The 19,536-nt window shown below is 63.9% G+C and carries 19 protein-coding genes; 14 read left to right on the top strand and 5 right to left on the bottom strand.

Annotated features, from left to right (window positions below; genetic code table 11):
* The first annotated feature begins 85 nt into the window (after positions 1–85).
* Positions 86–1,234, top strand: coding sequence for an anhydro-N-acetylmuramic acid kinase (locus U0O11_RS00885; protein ID WP_324691114.1), 1,149 nt, complete (start codon positions 86–88; stop codon positions 1,232–1,234).
* A 90-nt stretch (positions 1,235–1,324) separates the two neighbouring features.
* Here U0O11_RS00885 and U0O11_RS00880 read toward each other — a convergent pair whose 3' ends face one another.
* Complete coding sequence (locus U0O11_RS00880; protein WP_043333447.1) at positions 1,325–2,479, bottom strand: PilT/PilU family type 4a pilus ATPase; 1,155 nt, start codon at positions 2,477–2,479, stop codon at positions 1,325–1,327.
* 139 nt (positions 2,480–2,618) lie between these two features.
* Positions 2,619–3,650 carry a type IV pilus twitching motility protein PilT gene (locus U0O11_RS00875; RefSeq protein WP_043333445.1) on the bottom strand — a complete coding sequence of 344 codons (1,032 nt, stop codon included), beginning with the start codon at positions 3,648–3,650 and terminating at the stop codon, positions 2,619–2,621.
* Positions 3,651–3,845: 195 nt separating this feature from the next.
* Between U0O11_RS00875 and U0O11_RS00870 the strand changes: the two genes are divergently transcribed.
* The 6 genes from U0O11_RS00870 to U0O11_RS00845 all read left to right on the top strand — a co-directional run bounded on the left by U0O11_RS00870 (position 3,846) and on the right by U0O11_RS00845 (position 9,071).
* A complete protein-coding gene (locus U0O11_RS00870) occupies positions 3,846–4,598 on the top strand; it encodes a YggS family pyridoxal phosphate-dependent enzyme (RefSeq protein ID WP_279836957.1) in 753 nt (250 codons plus the stop codon).
* An 88-nt stretch (positions 4,599–4,686) separates the two neighbouring features.
* Positions 4,687–5,529, top strand: a complete 843-nt coding sequence (gene proC, locus U0O11_RS00865; protein ID WP_324691111.1) for a pyrroline-5-carboxylate reductase — start codon at positions 4,687–4,689, stop codon at positions 5,527–5,529.
* 149 nt (positions 5,530–5,678) lie between these two features.
* Positions 5,679–6,260 carry a YggT family protein gene (locus U0O11_RS00860; protein WP_043333437.1) on the top strand — a complete coding sequence of 194 codons (582 nt, stop codon included), beginning with the start codon at positions 5,679–5,681 and terminating at the stop codon, positions 6,258–6,260.
* Between the two features lie 269 nt (positions 6,261–6,529).
* Positions 6,530–7,723 (top strand): homoserine O-succinyltransferase MetX, encoded by a 1,194-nt coding sequence (gene metX / locus U0O11_RS00855; RefSeq protein WP_324691108.1) that lies wholly within the window; start codon positions 6,530–6,532, stop codon positions 7,721–7,723.
* Positions 7,716–8,330, top strand: a complete 615-nt coding sequence (gene metW / locus U0O11_RS00850) for a methionine biosynthesis protein MetW (RefSeq protein ID WP_153635072.1) — start codon at positions 7,716–7,718, stop codon at positions 8,328–8,330. The genes metX and metW overlap by 8 nt, the downstream gene beginning before the upstream one ends.
* 249 nt (positions 8,331–8,579) lie before the next feature.
* The gene (locus U0O11_RS00845) at positions 8,580–9,071 is read left to right on the top strand and encodes an acyl-CoA thioesterase (protein WP_279836961.1); all 492 of its coding nucleotides are present in this window, start codon (positions 8,580–8,582) and stop codon (positions 9,069–9,071) included.
* A 128-nt stretch (positions 9,072–9,199) separates the two neighbouring features.
* Here U0O11_RS00845 and U0O11_RS00840 read toward each other — a convergent pair whose 3' ends face one another.
* Positions 9,200–10,282 carry a ChaN family lipoprotein gene (locus tag U0O11_RS00840; RefSeq protein ID WP_324691104.1) on the bottom strand — a complete coding sequence of 361 codons (1,083 nt, stop codon included), beginning with the start codon at positions 10,280–10,282 and terminating at the stop codon, positions 9,200–9,202.
* 185 nt (positions 10,283–10,467) lie between these two features.
* Between U0O11_RS00840 and U0O11_RS00835 the strand changes: the two genes are divergently transcribed.
* The gene (locus U0O11_RS00835; protein ID WP_324691102.1) at positions 10,468–10,800 is read left to right on the top strand and encodes a Rieske (2Fe-2S) protein; all 333 of its coding nucleotides are present in this window, start codon (positions 10,468–10,470) and stop codon (positions 10,798–10,800) included.
* Between the two features lie 69 nt (positions 10,801–10,869).
* On the opposite strand, the gene sfsA is transcribed toward U0O11_RS00835, so the two are convergent.
* Together sfsA and U0O11_RS00825 are read right to left on the bottom strand one after the other, a co-directional pair.
* On the bottom strand, positions 10,870–11,712 hold the full coding sequence (gene sfsA / locus U0O11_RS00830) for a DNA/RNA nuclease SfsA (RefSeq protein ID WP_324692479.1): 843 nt from the start codon (positions 11,710–11,712) through the stop codon (positions 10,870–10,872).
* Positions 11,712–12,896 carry an aminotransferase class I/II-fold pyridoxal phosphate-dependent enzyme gene (locus tag U0O11_RS00825; RefSeq protein WP_324691101.1) on the bottom strand — a complete coding sequence of 395 codons (1,185 nt, stop codon included), beginning with the start codon at positions 12,894–12,896 and terminating at the stop codon, positions 11,712–11,714. Before U0O11_RS00825 ends, sfsA begins: the two co-directional genes overlap by 1 nt.
* A gap of 275 nt (positions 12,897–13,171) precedes the next feature.
* Between U0O11_RS00825 and dksA the strand changes: the two genes are divergently transcribed.
* From dksA to folK, 6 genes are all read left to right on the top strand, one after another.
* Entirely contained in the window at positions 13,172–13,609 is a 438-nt protein-coding gene (gene dksA, locus U0O11_RS00820) for an RNA polymerase-binding protein DksA (protein ID WP_043333424.1), read from the top strand.
* 134 nt (positions 13,610–13,743) lie between these two features.
* A complete protein-coding gene (gluQRS, locus tag U0O11_RS00815; RefSeq protein ID WP_324691099.1) occupies positions 13,744–14,679 on the top strand; it encodes a tRNA glutamyl-Q(34) synthetase GluQRS in 936 nt (311 codons plus the stop codon).
* Positions 14,680–14,831: 152 nt separating this feature from the next.
* Positions 14,832–16,442 (top strand): sigma 54-interacting transcriptional regulator, encoded by a 1,611-nt coding sequence (locus U0O11_RS00810; RefSeq protein ID WP_324691096.1) that lies wholly within the window; start codon positions 14,832–14,834, stop codon positions 16,440–16,442.
* Between the two features lie 488 nt (positions 16,443–16,930).
* Positions 16,931–17,437 carry a hypothetical protein gene (locus U0O11_RS00805; RefSeq protein WP_152965404.1) on the top strand — a complete coding sequence of 169 codons (507 nt, stop codon included), beginning with the start codon at positions 16,931–16,933 and terminating at the stop codon, positions 17,435–17,437.
* 129 nt (positions 17,438–17,566) lie between these two features.
* Positions 17,567–18,967: a polynucleotide adenylyltransferase PcnB gene (pcnB, locus tag U0O11_RS00800; protein ID WP_043333418.1), complete on the top strand. Its 1,401-nt coding sequence runs from the start codon at positions 17,567–17,569 to the stop codon at positions 18,965–18,967.
* 46 nt (positions 18,968–19,013) lie between these two features.
* Entirely contained in the window at positions 19,014–19,511 is a 498-nt protein-coding gene (gene folK / locus U0O11_RS00795; protein ID WP_043333416.1) for a 2-amino-4-hydroxy-6-hydroxymethyldihydropteridine diphosphokinase, read from the top strand.
* The last annotated feature ends 25 nt before the right edge of the window (positions 19,512–19,536 follow it).

Genomic DNA, 19,536 nt, shown 5'->3' with positions numbered 1-19,536 from the left:
CATGGCATGCACCCCCTGCCGCAGAGCGGCGTGCTCACAAGCTTCACGCCCCTGTTGCACGCCCCCAATGATCGGGAGACCCCCAATGGCGCTCTACCTTGGCTTGATGACCGGCACCAGCCTGGACGGACTCGATATCGCCTTGCTCGATATCACCCCCTCCTCGCCAGACCACGAACGGATTCGCTTCATTGATGGGCTCGACCTGCTACTGCCCGAGACACTGCGGACTCGGCTCTGGCAGCTGATGCATTGCGATGAGGCATGCTTCGCCGATCTCGCCGCCGCCGAGCAGGCGTTGGCCGAACTGGCCGCCAGCGCGGTGACGCGCTTGCTGACCCGCCAGCAACTGAGTGCAGACGATATCGCGGCCATTGGCAGCCATGGCCAGACCATCGAGCATCGCCCCTACGGTTTCAGCGACCGGCCATGCCACACGCCCTACACCCTGCAGCTCGACAACCCCAGTCTGCTGGCCGAGCTGTGCGGCATTTCCGTCGTCGCTGACTTCCGGCGCCGTGACCTGGCCGCCGGCGGTCAGGCGGCCCCGCTGGCGCCCGCCTTCCACGCTGCTCTTTTCAGTCAGCCAGACCAATGGCATGGGCTGCTCAACCTGGGCGGCATCGCCAATCTGACGTTACTTCCCCCTCAGAACTCCACGGCTGACGTCATCGGCTTCGATACCGGCCCCGCCAACTGCCTACTGGACGCCTGGCATGCGCGCCATCGTGGCACCGCGGTGGATCAGGACGGCCAATGGGCCGCCAGCGGCAAGGTGATCCCTGACTTGCTCGAGAGATTGCTGTCGGCCGATTACTTCCGCCGACCACTTCCCAAGAGCACTGGCCGCGAAGACTTCCATCTCGACTGGTTGGCACAGCACCTGACCGGCGACGAGGCACCGGCCGACGTGCAGGCCACGCTCCTGAGCCTGACTGTCGAGAGCATCGTGCGGGCACTGGAGCAGACCGGCGTGTCACTGGCTGCGCTGACTCCCTGCGGTGGTGGGGCACGCAATGGCGCCCTGCTCACTCAGCTGGAGCAACGCCTGGCGCAAGGCGAGCAAGCGACGCCCCTCGTGTCCTGCGCTGACATGGGCTGGAACGCAGACCTGCTCGAAGCCAGCGCCTTTGCCTGGCTCGCGGCGCGCAGAGTACTGGAGCGCCCCGGCAACCTGCCCAGCGTGACCGGCGCGAACGGCCCGAGAGTGCTGGGCGGCCTCTACGCTCGCTGATCCTCATCGGATACGAAAAAGCCGCCCTCTTCCTCAGAAGAAGGGCGGCTCTTGATTGGCCGATCTCTACGCCAACATCACCGACACGCCTCAGTCGTCATCCCCTTGCAGCGAGAAGCGACTGGCGGCATTCAGGACATCCAGCTGGGCTTCCTGGGCGCTGTCGGAATCACCGAACTTGATCATCAGGCGCAGGTCATTGGCGGAATCGGCATGCGCCAATGCCACTTCCTCGGTGATCAAGCCCTGCTGATGCAAGGCGTACAGCGATTGATCGAAGGTCATCATGCCCTGCTGCTGCGAGCGCTTCATGACGTCCTTGATCTCGACCACCGCGCCCTTGCGGATCAGGTCGACGATCAGCGGCGAACGCAGCATCACCTCTATGGCCGGCACGCGCTGGGTGGTGTTGCCACTCTTGTGAGGCAACAGCTGCTGGGCCACGATGCCCTTGAGGTTCAGCGACAGATCCATCCACACCTGTTCATGACGCTCCTCCGGGAAGAAGTGGATGATGCGGTCCAGCGCCTGGTTGGCATTGTTGGCATGCAACGTCGCAAGACACAGGTGACCGGTCTCGGCGAATGTCAGCGCGTGCTCCATGGTCTCACGCGAGCGGATCTCGCCGATCATGATCACGTCCGGCGCCTGACGCAGCGTATTGCGCAGCGCCACCTCGAAGGACTCGGTATCGATCCCCACTTCACGCTGCGTCACGATGGAGCGCTGGTGAGGGTGGATATACTCGATCGGGTCTTCGATGCAGATGATGTGCCCGCTCGAGGTCTGGTTGCGGTGCTGGATCATCGCCGCCAGCGAGGTCGACTTGCCGGCGCCGGTGCCGCCGACGAAGATCACCAGACCACGCTTGGTCTCGGAAAGCCCCTTGATGATCTCCGGCAGCCGCAACTCTTCCAGGCTGGGAATCGACAGCTGGATGCGGCGAATCACCATGCCCATCTGGCTGCGCTGGTAGAACGCGCTGATCCTGAAGCGCCCGACCCCCGGCAAGCTATGCGCGAAGTTGGCCTCGCGCTCTTCCTCGAAGCGCTCGCGCTGCATGTCACTCATCGGTGCGAGCACCAGCTCTCTGACCTGATCGACACTCAGCTTCTTGTCACCCAGCGCCACCATGCGGCCATTGACCTTCATCTGCGGCGGTGTGCCGGTGGAGATGAACAGGTCCGAGCTGCCCTTGCTGACCATCAACTGCAGAAGTTCATGCAGCCATTCATGAGGAGTCATGAGTTGTATCCCGATATGCGCCTTGAGAGTCGCGCCCAAGGCCTCGCGCTGAAATGCCGTCCCATGAACCTGAAAAGTTGACGTGTTCCGGCCCCTGCCCCACCTACCTGCAACGTGATTGTCGGTACTCCTGGCGAATTCAGCTCAACAAGCCCTTGGCTTTCGCCTGAGCATCTTCATTGGTCACCAGCCCTTCCGCCAACAGACGCGTCAGCGCTGCATCCAGTGTCTGCATGCCCAGGGCGCCACCGGTCTGGATGGAGGAATACATCTGCGCCACCTTGTCCTCGCGGATCAGGTTACGAATGGCAGGCGTCGCGATCATGATCTCGTGAGCCGCCACCCGGCCACCGCCAATCTTCTTGAGCAGTGTCTGGGCGATGACGCCCTGCAGGGACTCGGACAGCATCGAGCGCACCATCGACTTCTCCTCGCCGGGGAAGACGTCGATGATACGGTCGACGGTCTTGGTCGCGGAGGTGGTGTGCAGGGTGCCGAACACCAGGTGACCCGTCTCGGCCGCGGTCAGTGCCAGGCGGATGGTCTCGAGATCTCGCAGCTCGCCGACCAGAATGACATCCGGGTCTTCACGCAGCGCCGAACGCAGCGCGGGCGCGAAGCCGTGGGTATCACGATGCACTTCACGCTGGTTGACCAGACACCGCTTGGACTGGTGCACGAATTCCACCGGGTCCTCGATGGTGAGGATGTGGTCGTACTTGTTCTCGTTGATGTAATCGACCATCGCCGCCAGCGTGGTGGATTTACCGGAGCCGGTCGGCCCGGTGACAAGAATCAGGCCGCGCGGCAGCATGCACATCTTGCGGAAGGCTTCGCCGAGCCCCAGATCCTCCATCGTCAGCACTTCCGAGGGGATGGTACGGAAGACGGCCCCCGCGCCACGCCCCTGATGGAAGGCGTTGACACGAAAGCGCGAGACACCCGGCACCTCGAAGGAGAAATCGGTCTCGAGGAATTCCTCGAAGTCACGGCGCTGCTTGTCGTTCATGATCTCGTAGATCAGCGCGCGCACCTGCTTGTCATCCATTGACGGCACATTGATGCGCCGCACATCACCGTCGACACGAATCATCGGTGGCAAACCAGCGGACAGGTGAAGATCCGACGCGTTCTGTTTTGCCGAAAAAGCCAGCAGTTCGGTAATATCCATGCAGTTCCCTCGCGAAGACCGAAGCTCTTGTACCAACGAGTCTTATGTACTCTGGTGAAAGTGTGAAGTGACTCTTCAGTAGATAGTGCGATGGGCACCATGTCACCAGGCCTGTCACGCTCATGCTATTGATGACACGCCTGATACCGTGCCAGCCATCGCCAGGTTGTTCCGCAAATTCTGGAGCCGAGCCGCATGACCGCAGTCCCCGACGACGAAGCTTGTGTTACCCAGTGTATCCTAGAGGCCCGCGCGCGGCTGGAAAAGGCATTGCAGACAAGTAAACGCAACGCTGATTCGGCGCAAGTGCTGGCCGTCAGCAAGACCAAACCCGCCACGCTGGTGCGCGCAGCCTGGCAATCCGGCCAGCGGGCCTTCGGCGAGAACTATCTGCAGGAAGCGCTGGACAAGCAGCAGGCGCTGTCGGACCTCACCGATATCGAATGGCATTTCATCGGCCCCATCCAGTCCAACAAGACGCGCGCCATTGCCGAGCACTTCGCCTGGGTGCATACCGTGGAACGCGAGAAGATCGCACGCCGCCTGAGTGAGCAGCGCCCCGGTGAGCTGGGCGCGCTCGATGTCTGCCTGCAGGTCAATATCTCCGGCGAAGCCTCCAAGGCTGGCGTGGCACCGCAGGAACTGCTGGCACTGGCCGAGACGGTGATCGCGCTGCCCGGGCTGCGCCTGCGCGGCCTGATGGCGATTCCGGCCCCCTGCGCCGCCGATGCCAGTGAGACCGAGCGCCGTGCGCCCTTCCGCCAGCTGCGCGAGCTGCTGGAGCAACTGCAGACGCGCTTCCCCGCCGCCAGCTACCCGCAGGCCCGGCTCGATACGCTCTCGATGGGCATGAGCGCGGATCTTGAGGCCGCCGTCGCTGAAGGTGCGACACTGGTACGCCTCGGCACTGCCATCTTCGGCGCACGTGACTATTCCCACGTCCACTGAGTCAAACGCTCGCTGATGCAAGCCCAACGCTCACGCAAGGCTCTCGAGCTTGCCGCCAGCCCTCCCACTGAATGATCAGGAGCACCGCATGACGCACCAGAGCACCGCTACACCGCGCACCATCGCCTTCATCGGCGCCGGCAACATGGCCAGCGCCATCTTCGGCGGCATGGTCGATGCCGGCTATCCCGCGGACCGCATCATCGCCACGGCCCGCTCGCGCGAGACACTCGATACCCTCGAGCAGCGCTACGGCGTGAGCACGACCCAGGACAACGCCTACGCCGTCTCGCAAGCCGATGTCGTGGTGCTGGGCGTCAAGCCGCAGATGATGCATGACGTCTGCCAGGCGCTGACCCCTGCGGTGCAGAACCGCAAGCCGCTGATCGTCTCGGTCGCGGCCGGCATCACCTGCGACAGCCTCGAGCGCTGGCTGGGCGGCGACCTCGCCATCATCCGCTGCATGCCCAACACGCCGTCACTGGTCGGTGTCGGTGCCAGCGGCCTCTATGCCACCGCCCAGGTGACGGAGGAGCAACGCGGCTTGATGGATGAGATGCTGACCGCGGTCGGTATCGTCGAGTGGGTCGAGGAAGAAGGTCTTCTGGAAGCCGTCACCGGCATTTCCGGCTCCGGCCCGGCCTACTTCTTCCTGTTCATCGAGTCACTCGAAGCGGCAGGCATCGAGCTGGGGCTGAACGCCGAGACCGCGCGCCGCCTGGCGATCCAGACCGCCCGCGGTGCCGCCGAGATGGCCTTCTCCAGCGAGCATGAGCCTGCCGAGCTGCGCCGCCGCGTGTGCTCGCCGAACGGCACCACGGAGCGCGCCATCAACAGCTTCGAGGAGGATGGCCTGCGCGATATCGTCGAGCGCGCCGCCAAGGCCTCCAGCGTGCGCGCCGCCGAGCTTGCCCGCGAGCTGGATCGCTGACAGCCTCTGCTCCACTGACAACTCCTGCAGGCCGCTGGCAGCCCGGGTCACAACAGGCCATCATGCGCTGTTCATCTGTTGTTGGCATGCTAGCGGCATGACGCGTGCACTATCGCGCGCCCACTTCTCACCGTCTTAAGGAAAGCCCCATGGGTGCTATGGGTAATATCGGACTTCAGCTGGTCACCATCCTGCTGCAACTGTTTGTCTACATCCTGATGCTGCGCTTCCTGCTGCAGCTGTCCCGCGCGGACTTCTACAACCCGGTCACCCAGTCTGTGGTCAAGGCGACCAACCCGCTGGTGGCCCCGTTGCAGGGCATCCTGCGCCCGCTGGGTCGCTTCGACATCGCCACCCTGGCCGCGGCCTTCATCGTCGTCAGTCTGGTACTGGTCGCGATCGGCGCCCTGTTCGGTGGCGGCATGCTGCCGGTCGGTTTCATCGCGTTGACGGCACTGGGCACCATTCTCGACAGCATCATCAACATCTACTTCTTCGCCCTGATCGCGATGATCATCCTGTCGTGGGTCGCACCGCAGGCCAACCACCCGGGCGCCATCCTGGTCCACCAGCTGGTCGATCCGATCATGAAGCCGGTGCGCAAGGTGATCCCGTCGATCGGCATGCTCGACCTGTCCCCGATCTTCGTGTTCATCGCGCTCAATCTGGTCGGCAGCCTGATCAACCAGACCCTGCCGTCACTGGGCATGCTGCGCAGCGCCTTCAGTTAAGCCGGCGCTCCGCCAGCAAGGTTGGCTCGCACGCGCCCAGCACACAGGCCGACGAGATCAGCGCCCGCCACGGACTCCCGTGGCGGGCGCTCTTGCATCGCGCGTCACTGGATCACGCGTGCGCACGCTGTGCTAGAGTGAGCCCTCGGCCGAAGCCAGAACCACGGTGCACGAGACGCCCACAAGGCGCATCACCGCGGCTTCGCGCCCCGGACACGGGCCTTGCCCCGAACACTCTGCTGGACATGATGCTGGAAACCTTCACCACGATGCCTGATTCCCTGCCCCCGGATTCGGTCGGTCTCGTCACGCCCCAGACTGCCCACTTCAATACCCCGCTGGAGCTGGCCTGCGGCAGACGCCTCGAACAGTACTCGCTGGTCTACGAGACCTACGGCGAGCTGAACGCGGACGCCAGCAACGCCATCCTGATCTGTCATGCCCTCACCGGCCACCATCATGCGGCTGGCTATCACGCCATGAGCGACCGTAAGCCTGGCTGGTGGGACAACTACATCGGCCCCGGCAAGCCCATTGATACCTCGCGCTTCTTCGTCATCGCGCTGAACAACATCGGCGGCTGCCACGGCAGCACCGGCCCGACCTCGATCAACCCGGAGACGGGCGAGCAATGGGGGCCTGACTTCCCATTGGTGACCGTGCCGGACTGGGTCGAGAGCCAGAAGCGCCTCGCCGAGTCTCTCGGCATTACCCGCTTCGCGGCGGTAGTCGGCGGCTCGCTGGGTGGCATGCAGGCGCTGCAGTGGGTGATGGATCACCCTGATCGCGTCGGTCATGTCGCCATCATCGCCTGCACGCCGAAACTCTCGGCGCAGAACATCGCCTTCAATGAAGTCGCGCGTCAGGCGATTCGCTCTGACCCGGAATTCCATGACGGCTGGTACTCGCGTGTCGATGCCGTGCCCAAGCGCGGCCTCAAGCTGGCGCGCATGGTCGGTCACATCACCTATCTTTCCGAGCACTCGATGGGCACCAAGTTCGGGCGCGATCTGCGTCAGGACCGCCTCAACTTCGGTTACGACGTCGACTTCCAGGTCGAGAGCTATCTGCGCCACCAGGGCGATACCTTCTCCACCGCCTTCGATGCCAATACCTACCTGCTGATGACCAAGGCGCTCGACTACTTCGATCCTGCCGCCACGGCAGGCGATGACCTGTCCGCGGCCATGGCGCCGATCAGCTGCCCGGTACTGGTGGTCAGCTTCACCACCGACTGGCGCTTCGCGCCGTCACGCTCTCGCGAGCTGGTCAACGCCATGATCCATGCCGGCAAGTCGGTCAGCTACGCCAACATCGACTCGCCGCACGGCCATGATGCCTTCCTGCTGCCGGGCGAACGCTACGAGACGGTGCTGGGCAACTTCCTGACTCGCGCTTACGACCACGCCTGTGGCGCGCAAGCCACGCAAAAGCCGAGCACCAAGGAGGCCAGCCATGCGTAACGACCTCGCCCAGATTCATGACTGGATTCCCGAAGGCGCGCGCGTGCTGGACCTCGCCTGCGGTGACGGCACCCTGCTGGCCTCTCTCAAGGAGACCAAGCAGGTCTTCGGCTATGGCCTGGAGATCGACCCCGACAACATCAGTGCCTGTGTCGCCCGTGGCGTGAACGTCATCGAGCAGAATGTCGATGATGGCCTGGCCAACTTCGCCGACGACACCTTCGATCGCGTGGTGATGTCCCAGGCATTGCAGGTACTGCGTCGCCCGGACCGTGCGCTGGAGGAGATGATGCGCGTCTCGCGTGAGGCCATCATCACCTTCCCCAACTTCGCCTACTGGCGTCATCGCCTGCACCTGGGCATGAAGGGGCGCATGCCGGTCTCCAAGTCGCTGCCTCACGCCTGGTACGACACGCCGAACATCCACCTGTCGACCTTCGCGGACTTCGAGCGCCTGTGTCGCGCCCAGGGCCTCAAGATCATCGACCGCGCGGTCGGCAATGGCGATCACGAGCCACACCCGGCGGCAACCTGGTGGCCGAACCTGTTCGGGGAAGTGGCCATCTTCCGCGTCTGCCGCGACAACTGCCCGCCCGACCAGCGCTGAGTCCAGGCGCCAGACATAAGTCGCCACAGACCAAGCGCCAGGCACCGCAAGAAAACGGCCGACAGGGCACTCCTGTCGGCCGTTTCGCGTCATGACACTACCGATTCTTCCGCGCCGCGATAGCGCTGCGCTATCCGGGCCATGCACAGACAGTCACAACTAAAGTCTATATACTTTCGGGGTAAACGCAGCTGAGGATCACGGCACGCACTTCCGGTGAGGTGCGCCGGCATCCCGAGGAGAGAGTGCATGAACTTCCATACCCGCAAATGGGTCAAGCCTGAAGATCTCAACCCCAACGGCACCCTGTTCGGTGGACGCCTGCTGGCCTGGATCGATGAAGAAGCGGCCATCTACGCCATCGTCCAGCTGGGCACCTCGCGCGTGGTCACCAAGTTCATGTCGGAGATCAATTTCGTCTCCAGCGCGCGTCAGGGCGACATCATCGAACTGGGCATCACCGCTAGCGCCTTCGGTCGCACCTCGATCTCGCTGTGCGTCGAGATCCGCAACAAGATCACCCGCGAGCGCATCCTGACCATCGACCGCATCGTGCTGGTCAGCGTCGATGCCGACTTCAAGCCGGTGCCCCACGGCCGCACGCGCATCACCTATATCGAAGACCGCTTCCGTGAGCAGGCCGGTAGCAACGATAGTCATAACGACAGTCACAACGACGAAACGCCGCAGAAGGCACCGCGTCGTCGTGCCGATAGCGCGTCGGATCTCAAGAACGCCTGATCGCGTCGCTGTTCAGGTCGCGCCACGCAAGTCGCACCAACGAAAAAGGCACCTCCGAGAGGTGCCTTTTTTCATGCCGGCAATTCAGGCCGCTGTTGTGTTGCTGACTTCCAGCCGCTGCCTGGCCGCTAACTGACGGTCGCCTCCACTGTTTCACGCAGACCCTCGCAGGCATTCGCGACTGGTGCCGTCGCCGGCGTGAACCACACCAGATCAAAGGCCGGCGCCGCACCGGCGCTTTCCGGCAGATAATCGGTGAGATGTGTCAGTGGCTGGCCCGCGTCATCCCAGGCCACCGGCATCAGCGCCACGGACAGCGTGCTGCCGTCCAGCCAGCGCGGCACGCCGATATCGCGACGGGCATGGCCGGAGCCACACACCAGCAGGCTGGTGGCGCCATCGGCTGTCAAGCCCTCTAGGCGTTCTGCCATCTGCTGATCACGTGCCAGCTGCGCACGCAGCATCGCATCCAGGCGCTCTGCGCCCAGCAGGCCGCAATGGCCTTCATCCAATGCCTCACGCTGCAGGCGCAGTACCGCTTCCGGCAGCGCCAGCGGCGACTGTCCCGGTGCCATGCTGGCCTCCAGCTGTGCCGCCGACAGGCTGGCAGAGGCCAGCGGTGCCCCGCTGTCCAGCGCTCCGCGCAGCAGGGGGGCATAGTCGGTGAAGGGCCAGCGCGCATTCCAGGCCAGCAACTGCTGAAGCTCGTCATCCGGCAATCCGGCGACCGCAAGCGACGTACGATTGGCCAGCGACAAGGCGGCATCCTGGGTCGTGTCCAGCATCTCCAGCGCCACACCACCCAGCTGACGCCGCGCGACCAGCGCATCGATCAACCAGCGTTCCAGCTGGTGATGGTCCGGATTGTCGTGATGCTCGCCCAGCAGCACCATCGAGTGCGCCTGACTCCAATCGACCAGCGCCGCTGGGGACAGACGACGATTGCCCTCCGCGACCAGAATGCTGCCCAGCAACGGGTGGGACGCCTTGGGGTCATGCCAGGCCGGCAGCGGTGGCAACGGCCCGTTGGCCGGCTGAGCGGCCTGCGCGAGCGGGCTGGCCAGTGCCGTGCCCAGCACGGAAAGCCCGCCCGCCGAGGCGACCATGCCGGCCAACAACTGACGACGGCTCACCCCGGCCGTGCGCTCAGGCGTCTCGGATTCGTTGCTGGAGCGGAAGCTGGAATTGATCGAGCGGCGAAATAGCGACATGAAGATGACCCGGCATGGAAGGAAGCGGCAAGACACGGTAAAAGACCACAAGAGAGCGTGCCAACGCTGCCATGATACCCGATGCGAGCCCCCTCATGTCCGAAAGGCCACCAACACTCCCCCAAGGGCCCTCATCCAGGCTGTGCTTGAGACTGCCGCTGCCATCACTGCCCGTCGGCCGCAGCATGACACTGACACTCGATGATGGCCGTCCGGCCTTGCTGGTGATGCAACCCGACGGCCCGCGCGCCTTCCTCGACCGCTGCCCGCACCAGGGCAGCCGAATGCTGACCGAAGACGAGACTGGCGATCCCTACATGGACGCGACCGGCGGCTTGATCCTCTGCCACCGCCATCAGGCCTGTTTCGAACCGCATCACGGCACCTGCATCAGCGGACCCTGCGTCGGCCAACGCCTGACCGCGCTGGACGTTGAGCTGGTGCACAACGACGCCTCACCAGCACAGCTGCTGCTGTGGGAGGCCGCAGGCAGCGGTGGAGAAATGAGGGAAAAATGAGGGAGAGATGATAGAGAGATTGTAGAGAGAGGCGAGCGCTGACTGGCAGGCTGAGCGCCAGCAACCAGATCAGCCAGCAAAGCGCGCGTCATGCAGTGGCAGCGCGCGCGTCAGACCCAGTCTTGCTCGCCACAGTGGCTGACCCGCGTCCGAAAGATACTCCTCGAGCGTGATCTGCATGCCCAGCGCCACTACCTCGACACCGGCGGCCTGCGCCCGGGCAAAGGCCTGCGCATAGGCCGGGTCGAGATGCGCCGCCGGTGCGACATCCTCGATCCCGTCATGGGCGACGCAGAACACCAGCACGCAGCGATGGCCTGCTGCGACCAGCGCCGCGAGGCTGGCCAGATGACGCTGTGCACGCGTACTCACCGAGTCCGGGAAATAGCCGTGACCGTCGGCTTCACGCAGCGTCAGTTGCTTGACCTCCAGATAGATCGAGGCCGCGCCCTCCTTCTTCGGCCACATCTGGAAATCGAGCCGTGAGCGCTCCGGTGTGTCATTGCCCGGTAGCAGGACCTCGACACGCGACTCGCGCTTGAGGCGCGCAAAGTCGGCAAGCCCCATGTCGTGCAGCACGCTGACGCTGGCCTGCTGCAACGCCGCCTCGACATGGGCATTGGCACGTCCAGTATGCACCGCCACCAAGGCCTCACGCCGGCCCTCAGCGCCGGGCGGATCCAGGGGCAGGCGAATCAGCTCCCAGGTCCAGGCGAGCTTGCGCTTGGGGTTGTCGGACGGCGACAGCCATACCTCACAACCTTCGACGCACACCGCGCGCATCGAGCCGGTATTCGGGCAATGCGCCGTCACCACTTCACCGGCCCGCTCACCCTCGAGCAGCTCTACCTCGGCGAAGAAGCGCTTGTAGCGACGGATCAGACGACCACGATACAGCCCCTCAAGCACCATCAAGCCGACACTCCCGCCTGAGTGGCACGCCGCTCAAGGAAGCGCTCCATGCGGGCCAAGGCCTCGCGCAGACGCGCCTCATCGGCGGTGAAGGCGATACGCACATGGCGACGCCCTTCGGCCAGCGCGAAGTCCGTGCCCGGCGTGATGGCGACATTCTCTTCTTCCAGCAGTGCGCGGCAGAAGGCCTCGCTGTCATCACTCAGATGCGAGATATCCAGCCAGACGTAGAAGGCGCCCTGCGGCGGCACCGACGGCGCCAGCCCCAGGCGTTCGAGCCCGGCCAGCAGCACGCCACGGCGGGCTTCGAGTACCTGACGACGCCGCTCGAGCTCTGCTTCGCATTCCGGCGTGAAGGCCGCCAGCGCCGCATGCTGGGCAGGCGTCGAGGCAGCCAGGAAGACATTCTGCGCCAGGCGTGACAAGGGCTCGACCGCCGCTTCCGGCGCCACCAGCCAACCCAGCCGCCAGCCCGTCATGCCGAAGTATTTCGAGAAGCTGTTGATGACGAAGGCATCGGGGCACTCCGCCAGTGCGGTATACGCAGGCACGCCATAGGTCAGCCCCTGATAGATCTCATCCACCAGCAGGTGCGCATCACGCGTCTGGCACAGCTCGCCCAGCGCCTTCAATTCCTCGGGCGACAGCACGTGTCCGGTGGGATTGGAGGGCGATGCCACCATCACGGCCCGCGTGTTCTCGCGCCAGAAATCATCGGCAAGTTCGGCGGTCAGCTGCCAGCCACTCTCGGCGTTGACGGGTACCACATCCAGCTGGGCATCCACCAGGCCCATGAAGTGGCGATTGCAGGGGTAGGTCGGGTCGGCCATCAACACGCTGTCGCCACGTTCGGCGCACAGCAATGTGGCCAGCAGCAAGGCACCGGAGGCGCCGGGCGTGATGATGATACGGGAGGGAGAGACCGTGACGCCGTGGCGGCGCTGATAGTCTGCCGCGATGGCCTCGCGCAGGGCCGGCAGGCCGCAGGCAGGGGTGTAGCGCGTCTGACCGGCCGCCAGCGCCGCCTGCCCGGCGGCGATCACCGGCGCGGGGGTCGGGAAGTCGGGCTCACCCACTTCCAGATGAATGACGTCATGGCCCGCGGCCTCGCGTGCCTGGGCGGCTTCCAGCAGCGTCATCACGCGAAAGGCAGCGACGGATTCAAGACGGCGGGCAAACGGCATGACAACACTCCTCAGGATGGGAGCTTCATTCTAGGCGCCTGCCAAGGCCCATTCCCAGCCCCTTCGTGCAGGAAAATCGGTGTTTGCCGGTACACGCCGGACCACTGCCCGCTACAAACTATCGTCGGAGATCGGTTGCAAACTTGTCATTTTTACGCTAAATAAGCTGATCTTCTCGCGAGGGCAGCAGTCAGGACAGCCCCCTCGCCGTGGCCAAGGAGGCAGTGCAACAGACTGTCGACGGCCCAAGTCACCTTGCGGAATGAGGCGGTCCCATGCCCTTAGCTGAAACCAAGCCGGAAGCGCTTAAGAAATTCACCCCGTATGAGCCGGCAGCGGGTGAAGAGTACATGAACGAGAAGCAGCTAGCGCACTTCCGTCAGATCCTGCTGGACTGGAAACAGGAGCTGATGGAAGAGGTCGATCGCACCGTGCGTCACTTGCAGGAAGATGCCAACAACTACGCGGACCCTGCAGACCGTGCCACTCAGGAAGAAGGCTTCAGCCTCGAACTGAGAACACGTGATCGCGAGCGCAAGCTGTTGAAGAAGATCAACGAGACCATCGAGAACATCGATGAAGACGACTACGGCTTCTGCGAAGCCTGCGGCGTCGAGATCGGCATTCGCCGTCTGGAAGCACGTCCGACCGCTACCCAGTGTGTCGACTGCAAGACGCTGGCCGAGTTGAAGGAAAAGCAGCTGGGCCGCTGAGCCCTGCTGTCGATGAAGCGACGTCAGGCCGTCGCCCTCATCCCCCATACGGGCACCCTCCTCGGAGCGGTGCCCGTATGCGTTCAGGCCCTGCTGCCTGCGAATTCCCCACCACGAAGGATGACGGAGCCCACATGCCTACCGCCTACCGTGGCCGCTTTGCCCCTACCCCTTCCGGCCCGCTGCATGCGGGCTCACTGCTGGCCGCCGTCGCCAGCTATCTCGATGCCCGCCATCACGGCGGCGAGTGGCTGGTACGTATCGAGGATATCGACCCGCCGCGCTGCCCCGCCGGGAGCGCCGATACCATCCTGCGCCAGCTGGATGCCTTCGGCCTGCAGCGCGATGGCGAGCTCCGCTATCAGAGCCAGCGTCACGCTGCCTACGCCGAGGCACTGGAGCAACTCAAGGCCAGTGGTATCGCCTACCCGTGTGACTGCTCGCGCAAGCAGTGGCGCGAGCATGCCATCTACCCCGGCTGGTGCCGTGAGCGAGCTGAACCTCCCACGTGCGAGCATGCCTGGCGGCTGGATGTGCGTGCGGCAGAGCGCTTCGGCGGCGCCCGGGCCATCGCTGGCTGGCAGGACCGCCTGCAGGGCGCGGTCCAGCTGGACCTCGCCACGCTCGGCGACGTGGTGCTCAAGCGACGCGATGGCCTGTGGGCCTATCAGCTGGCCGTGGTGGTGGATGACGCCGAGCAGGGCATCACCGATGTCGTGCGCGGGCTTGACCTGCTCGACAACAGCCCCTGGCAACGCCTGCTGCAGGCCGCGCTCGACCTGCCGATGCCGCGCCTGACGCACCTGCCGCTGATCACCGCCGACAATGGCCAGAAGCTCTCCAAGCAGAATCTGGCACCGGCCCTGCCGGAAGACGCCAGCGCGATTCGAACGCTGCTGCACCATACCCTGACGCTGCTCGGTCAGTCGCCGCCACCAGAACTGGCGACCGCCAGCCCCGCTGAACAACTCGCCCACGCCACTCCTCGCTGGTCACTCGCGGCGGTCGGCACCGCGCCGTCACTCAGTGCGACCACTGCTCCAATGCCAAGGACTGCTGAGGGCAGTTGAGGGAAGTTGAGGGAAGCTGAGACCAGGCACGCCATGCACTCGGGACGCCTGACAACAGCCACGATTGTCGGATTGCCTCCCCTGTGGGAACAGGACAGACTCGGACGACAGTCATTCCCTCATGCACACCCTCAGGCGAGCGACATCACCCCATGGCCCGGATTCTGATCGTCGAAAAGGAAGGTGCTTCGCGCAACACGCTGCAGCATCTGCTGGAGCGCGAGGGTCACGACGTGGTGCAGGCCAGCGGCCTGGAGGATGCCCGTCTGCAACACCCCGCCGACTTCGCGCTGGTGATCTGCGACAGCGAACTGGCCGGAGAGCATGCCGACCCGATCCTGCGTGCCAGCCGGCCAACTCCCGTGCTGCTGCTGGCCGACAACCCCAGCCTGCACGCCGCCATCGGCTGTCTGAAGGCAGGGGCAGCCGACTATCTGCCCAAGCCGTTCGATCAGCAGGCCTTCGCGCGCAGCGTGCGCGATGCGCTGTCGCTGCCACGCCAGGGGGCGCCGAGTGCCGCGCCCCCTCCGCCCCAGGCGCATGCTGGCACGGCCAACAAGCCGGTGGAGATGATTGGCCACTGTCGCGCCATGCAACAGGTCTATACCCGCATCCGCAAGGTTGCGCCCGCCGATGTCACCGTGCTGGTACTCGGTGAGTCCGGCACCGGCAAGGAGCTGGTCGCGCGCGCCATTCACCGCCAGAGTGAACGCCATCAGGCGCCGCTGATCTGCGTCAACTGCGCCGCCATTCCCGAGACGTTGATCGAGTCCGAACTGTTCGGCCATGAAAAAGGCGCCTTCACCGGCGCCACCAGCTCACGCACCGGTCTGATCGAAGCCGCCGACGGCGGCACACTGTTTCTGGATGAGATCGGCGAACTGCCACTGGATGCCCAGGCACGCCTGCTGCGAGTGCTGCAGGAGGGCGAGATTCGCCGCGTGGGGGCCATCGAGACCCGCTACGTCGACATCCGCCTCATCGCCGCGACCCATCGCAACCTGCATCAGCTCTCGGCCAGCGGCGAGTTCCGCCTTGATCTCTACTACCGCTTGAACGTGATGGAGATCGACCTGCCGCCCCTGCGTGAACGCGGCGATGACGTGTTGGAACTGGCCGAACATCTGCTGGCCGGCATCGCCCGCAAGCATGGTCGTGACGGCATGCGACTCTCTCAGCGGGCGCGTCAGGAAATCCATCACTACGCATGGCCCGGCAATGTCCGTGAGCTGGAAAACGCCCTCGAACGTGGCGTCATCCTGGCGGAGCGCCGCATCATCGCCCCGGAAGACCTCGGCCTGCGCACGCCCTCAGGGCAGCCGCTTCAGACAGCGCCCGCCGCAACGGCAGACCCGGTGCCCCCATCCACTGCTCAGGCGCCGAAGACAGCGGGCAAAGGGGCGGCGAAAGGAGCGATGAAAGGGTCGATGAAAGGCACAGTGAAAGGCGCCGCCAGGGACGCAAGTTCCGAGACGGCCGCAGCGCCTGTGACAGGGCAACCCGCGGCCGGCCAACAGGACATGGGCCAGCCACCGCCTGCGGACACCCCACGCAGCGGCCTCTCGGTGGTCGGCGATGCCGGTGAAGAGGAAGACCTCTCGCTGGAGGACTACTTCCAGCACTTCGTGCTCGAGCATCAGGACCACATGAGCGAGACCGAGCTCGCACGCCGCCTCGGCATCAGCCGCAAGAACCTCTGGGAGCGACGCCAGCGCCTGGGCATTCCACGTCGCAAGGGCCGCCGCAGCTCTCCCGCAAACTGACGTCGGCGCAATGAAGCTGGAGCGACGCTGGAACACTGACGCTGGCGCACAGAAGTCACTGCGCTGAAGTCACTGCGCTGAAGTCACTGCGCTGAAGTCACTGCACCATGCAGGTGCCCTCCCGAGCGAGCAACCCGCCTGCGGCGCCACCTTGCCTGCCACAGATCCCCGCATCATCGAGGGCATCGCTAGACTTTAGTGTCGAAAGACTCGCAAAAAACCCAGCTCAATCATTAGCTTGCAAGGCACTTCGTTAGACCTTCGCACCAATTGTTACCATCGACCCCAAATCATGACCCCATCCAGCGCACCAATGGGCACGTCAGGTAACACCTCGCACCTCTCTACACCTCACGTCTCAGCGACCTATGTCTAAATGACTGAATTGCTGGTTTTTTTTAAGCTGTGGCACATCCGATGCAATAACACGGTCAAGAAAAAGAACAACCGGAAATACGAAGCGCGCCCAACAACAACAAGAACGCGCAATGCTTCGAAAACCCTCGACACCAACAAGAACAATACCCGTCGAGCGCGTGACATTGATGATGAACCGCATGCCTCACTACATGAGTGGTGACAGGCAAGAGCCAAAACAAGAACAAACGGCCGCAGTTCATCATCCGCCGATCCAACAACAACAAGATATCGGCAGTCCGGAATCTACTGACCAGGACGCGACGAATCCGGCCTCGAGCACCAACAAGAACAACAGGCTCGACCCCGGATCACCCCCGAAACAACAACAACTCGCGGGGGGAGGCTACTCAGCCGTCGGTGAATGGAAGATTGTTTTGAATACGAGATGGTCACCGAACAGACAGCCAGACAACAACAACATGATCTGCAACACGAAGGATCTGTCTGCATTGATTTGTGACTGTGGTGCGTATTCAGGGCGATGCGCCATCACGAAAAAGAACATCCGCTCAAGGATGCGTGTACCCTACCTGCAAGGGAGACCGAGTGATCGGTCTCCCTTTTTCCTTGTCTGAGAGGTGATTTTCGCCTCGTCAGACGCCTTGAAGTGCAGAGTCGGCCCCTGGATGGCAGACCGGCGCTTTGCCAAGGTATCTGCCCTCGGCTACACTGGGCGGCCTGCCACGCACGAGTCGAATCGCTGCATGCTCAAAGGATTTACCCGCTTTCTACAACGCCCCGGTGACCGCTTGAAGACGCTTTTCAATGCAACTGACGCGCCCGCGGCCCCATTGCCCAGCCTGCGTGTGATACCGCGGGATGAGCATCCCGTGTCCCGCCGCCAGCTCAGCGAGAATGCGCTGAAGGTACTCTATCGCCTGCAAAGCGGTGGATATCAGGCCTATCTGGTCGGTGGCTGTATCCGTGATGCCCTGCTCGGACAACGCCCCAAGGACTTCGACGTGGCCACCAACGCCACGCCGGAACAGGTCCGCGAGCTGTTCCGCAATGCCCGCATCATCGGCCGTCGTTTCCGTATCGTGCACGTGCGCTTCGGTCGTGAGGTGATCGAGGTCACCACCTTCCGCGGCAAGCCGGCCGATAGCACGCCCAGCCAGCATACCCAGCAGTCGGAAGACGGCATGCTGCTGCGCGACAACGTCTTCGGCTCCATCGAGGAGGACGCGCTGCGCCGCGACTTCACGATCAATGCCCTCTATTACGACGTGTCCGACTTCACGATCCACGACTGGGCCAATGGTGTACGCGATATCGAAGCGCGCATGATTCGCCTGATCGGCGACCCGGAAACACGCTATCGCGAAGATCCGGTGCGCATGCTGCGTGCCGTCCGCTTCGCCGGCAAGCTGGACTTCGACATCGAGGAGGCCACGGCCGAACCAATGTACGAACTGGCCCCGCTGCTGCTGCAGATTCCGCCGGCGCGCATGTTCGAGGAAGTACTCAAGCTGTTCATGTCCGGCTATGCACTGGAAACCTTCCATCTCCTGCGTGAGTTTGGTCTGTTCCAGATGCTGTTCCCCGAGACGGAAGAGAGCTTCGCGCATTATCACTGGTCCATGCCGCTGATCGAGAAGGCGCTGGCCAGCACGGACGACCGCATCCGCGAAGACAAGCCGGTCACGCCGGCCTTCCTGTATGCCGCCCTGCTGTGGCCGGGCGTCAAGGCGCGTACCGACCAGCTGATCGCCAGTGGCATGCCCGATATTCCGGCAGCCCACCAGGCGGCTCAGCAGGCGATCGCTCGCCAGCTCAACCATACCTCGATCCCGAAGCGCTTCAGCATTCCGATGCGCGAGATCTGGGACATGCAGGCCAAGTTGCCGCGTCGCCGTGGCAAACGCGCCTTCCAGACCCGCGAGCATCCGCGCTTCCGCGCCGCCTACGACTTCCTGCTGCTGCGCGAATTCGCCGGCGAAGTGAAGCCGGGGCTGGGCAAGTGGTGGACCGACTTCCAGGAAGTCGATGCTCGCACCCAGGTCACGATGATCGAAGGTGTCTCCGATGAAGGCCCCGCCGGCAGCAAGCCGGTCGGCACCAAGCGTCGCGGCAAGCGTCGGCGCAATGGTCGCGGCCAGGGCTGAGCAGTGGCTCATCTGAGCCACTGCCGTCTCCACGCAGGAACTCCGCATGATCTCGACAGCCTTGATTGGCCTCGGTGCCAATCTTGACGATCCGCGCGCTCAACTGGAGCGCGCGCTTGAGGCTCTCGACCGGCTGCCGCTGACCCGCTGCACGCGACATTCTCGCCTGTATGCCAGCAAGCCGGTCGGCCCGCAGGACCAGCCCGACTTCGTCAATGCCGTCGCCGAGCTATCGACCCGCCTGTCTCCCCTCGCCCTGCTCGATCAACTGCAAGCCCTTGAACAGCAGCATCGCCGCGTGCGGCTGCGTCACTGGGGCCCCCGCACGCTGGATCTGGACCTGCTGCTCTTCAATGACAGCAGGATCTCTACGCCGCGTCTCGTCGTGCCCCATCGCGAAATGCTCAAACGTGGTTTCGTGATGCGTCCGTTGGCTGACCTGCTGGGCCCGCAGCGCCTCAGCGTGCTGGGCGAGGAGAATCTCGAAACACTGGCGTCTCGAGTTGAGGGCGATGACTTGCTCCCCCTCGGACCTCAGGAGTAGAGTTTCGCCATCTTGTTACCGTCGT

The organism is Cobetia sp. D5, assembly GCF_035666195.1.
Classification (GTDB): Bacteria; Pseudomonadota; Gammaproteobacteria; order Pseudomonadales; family Halomonadaceae; genus Cobetia; species Cobetia amphilecti.
The sequence above is the reverse complement of the archived record's forward strand: the minus strand, read 5'-3'. Positions and strand labels throughout refer to the sequence as shown.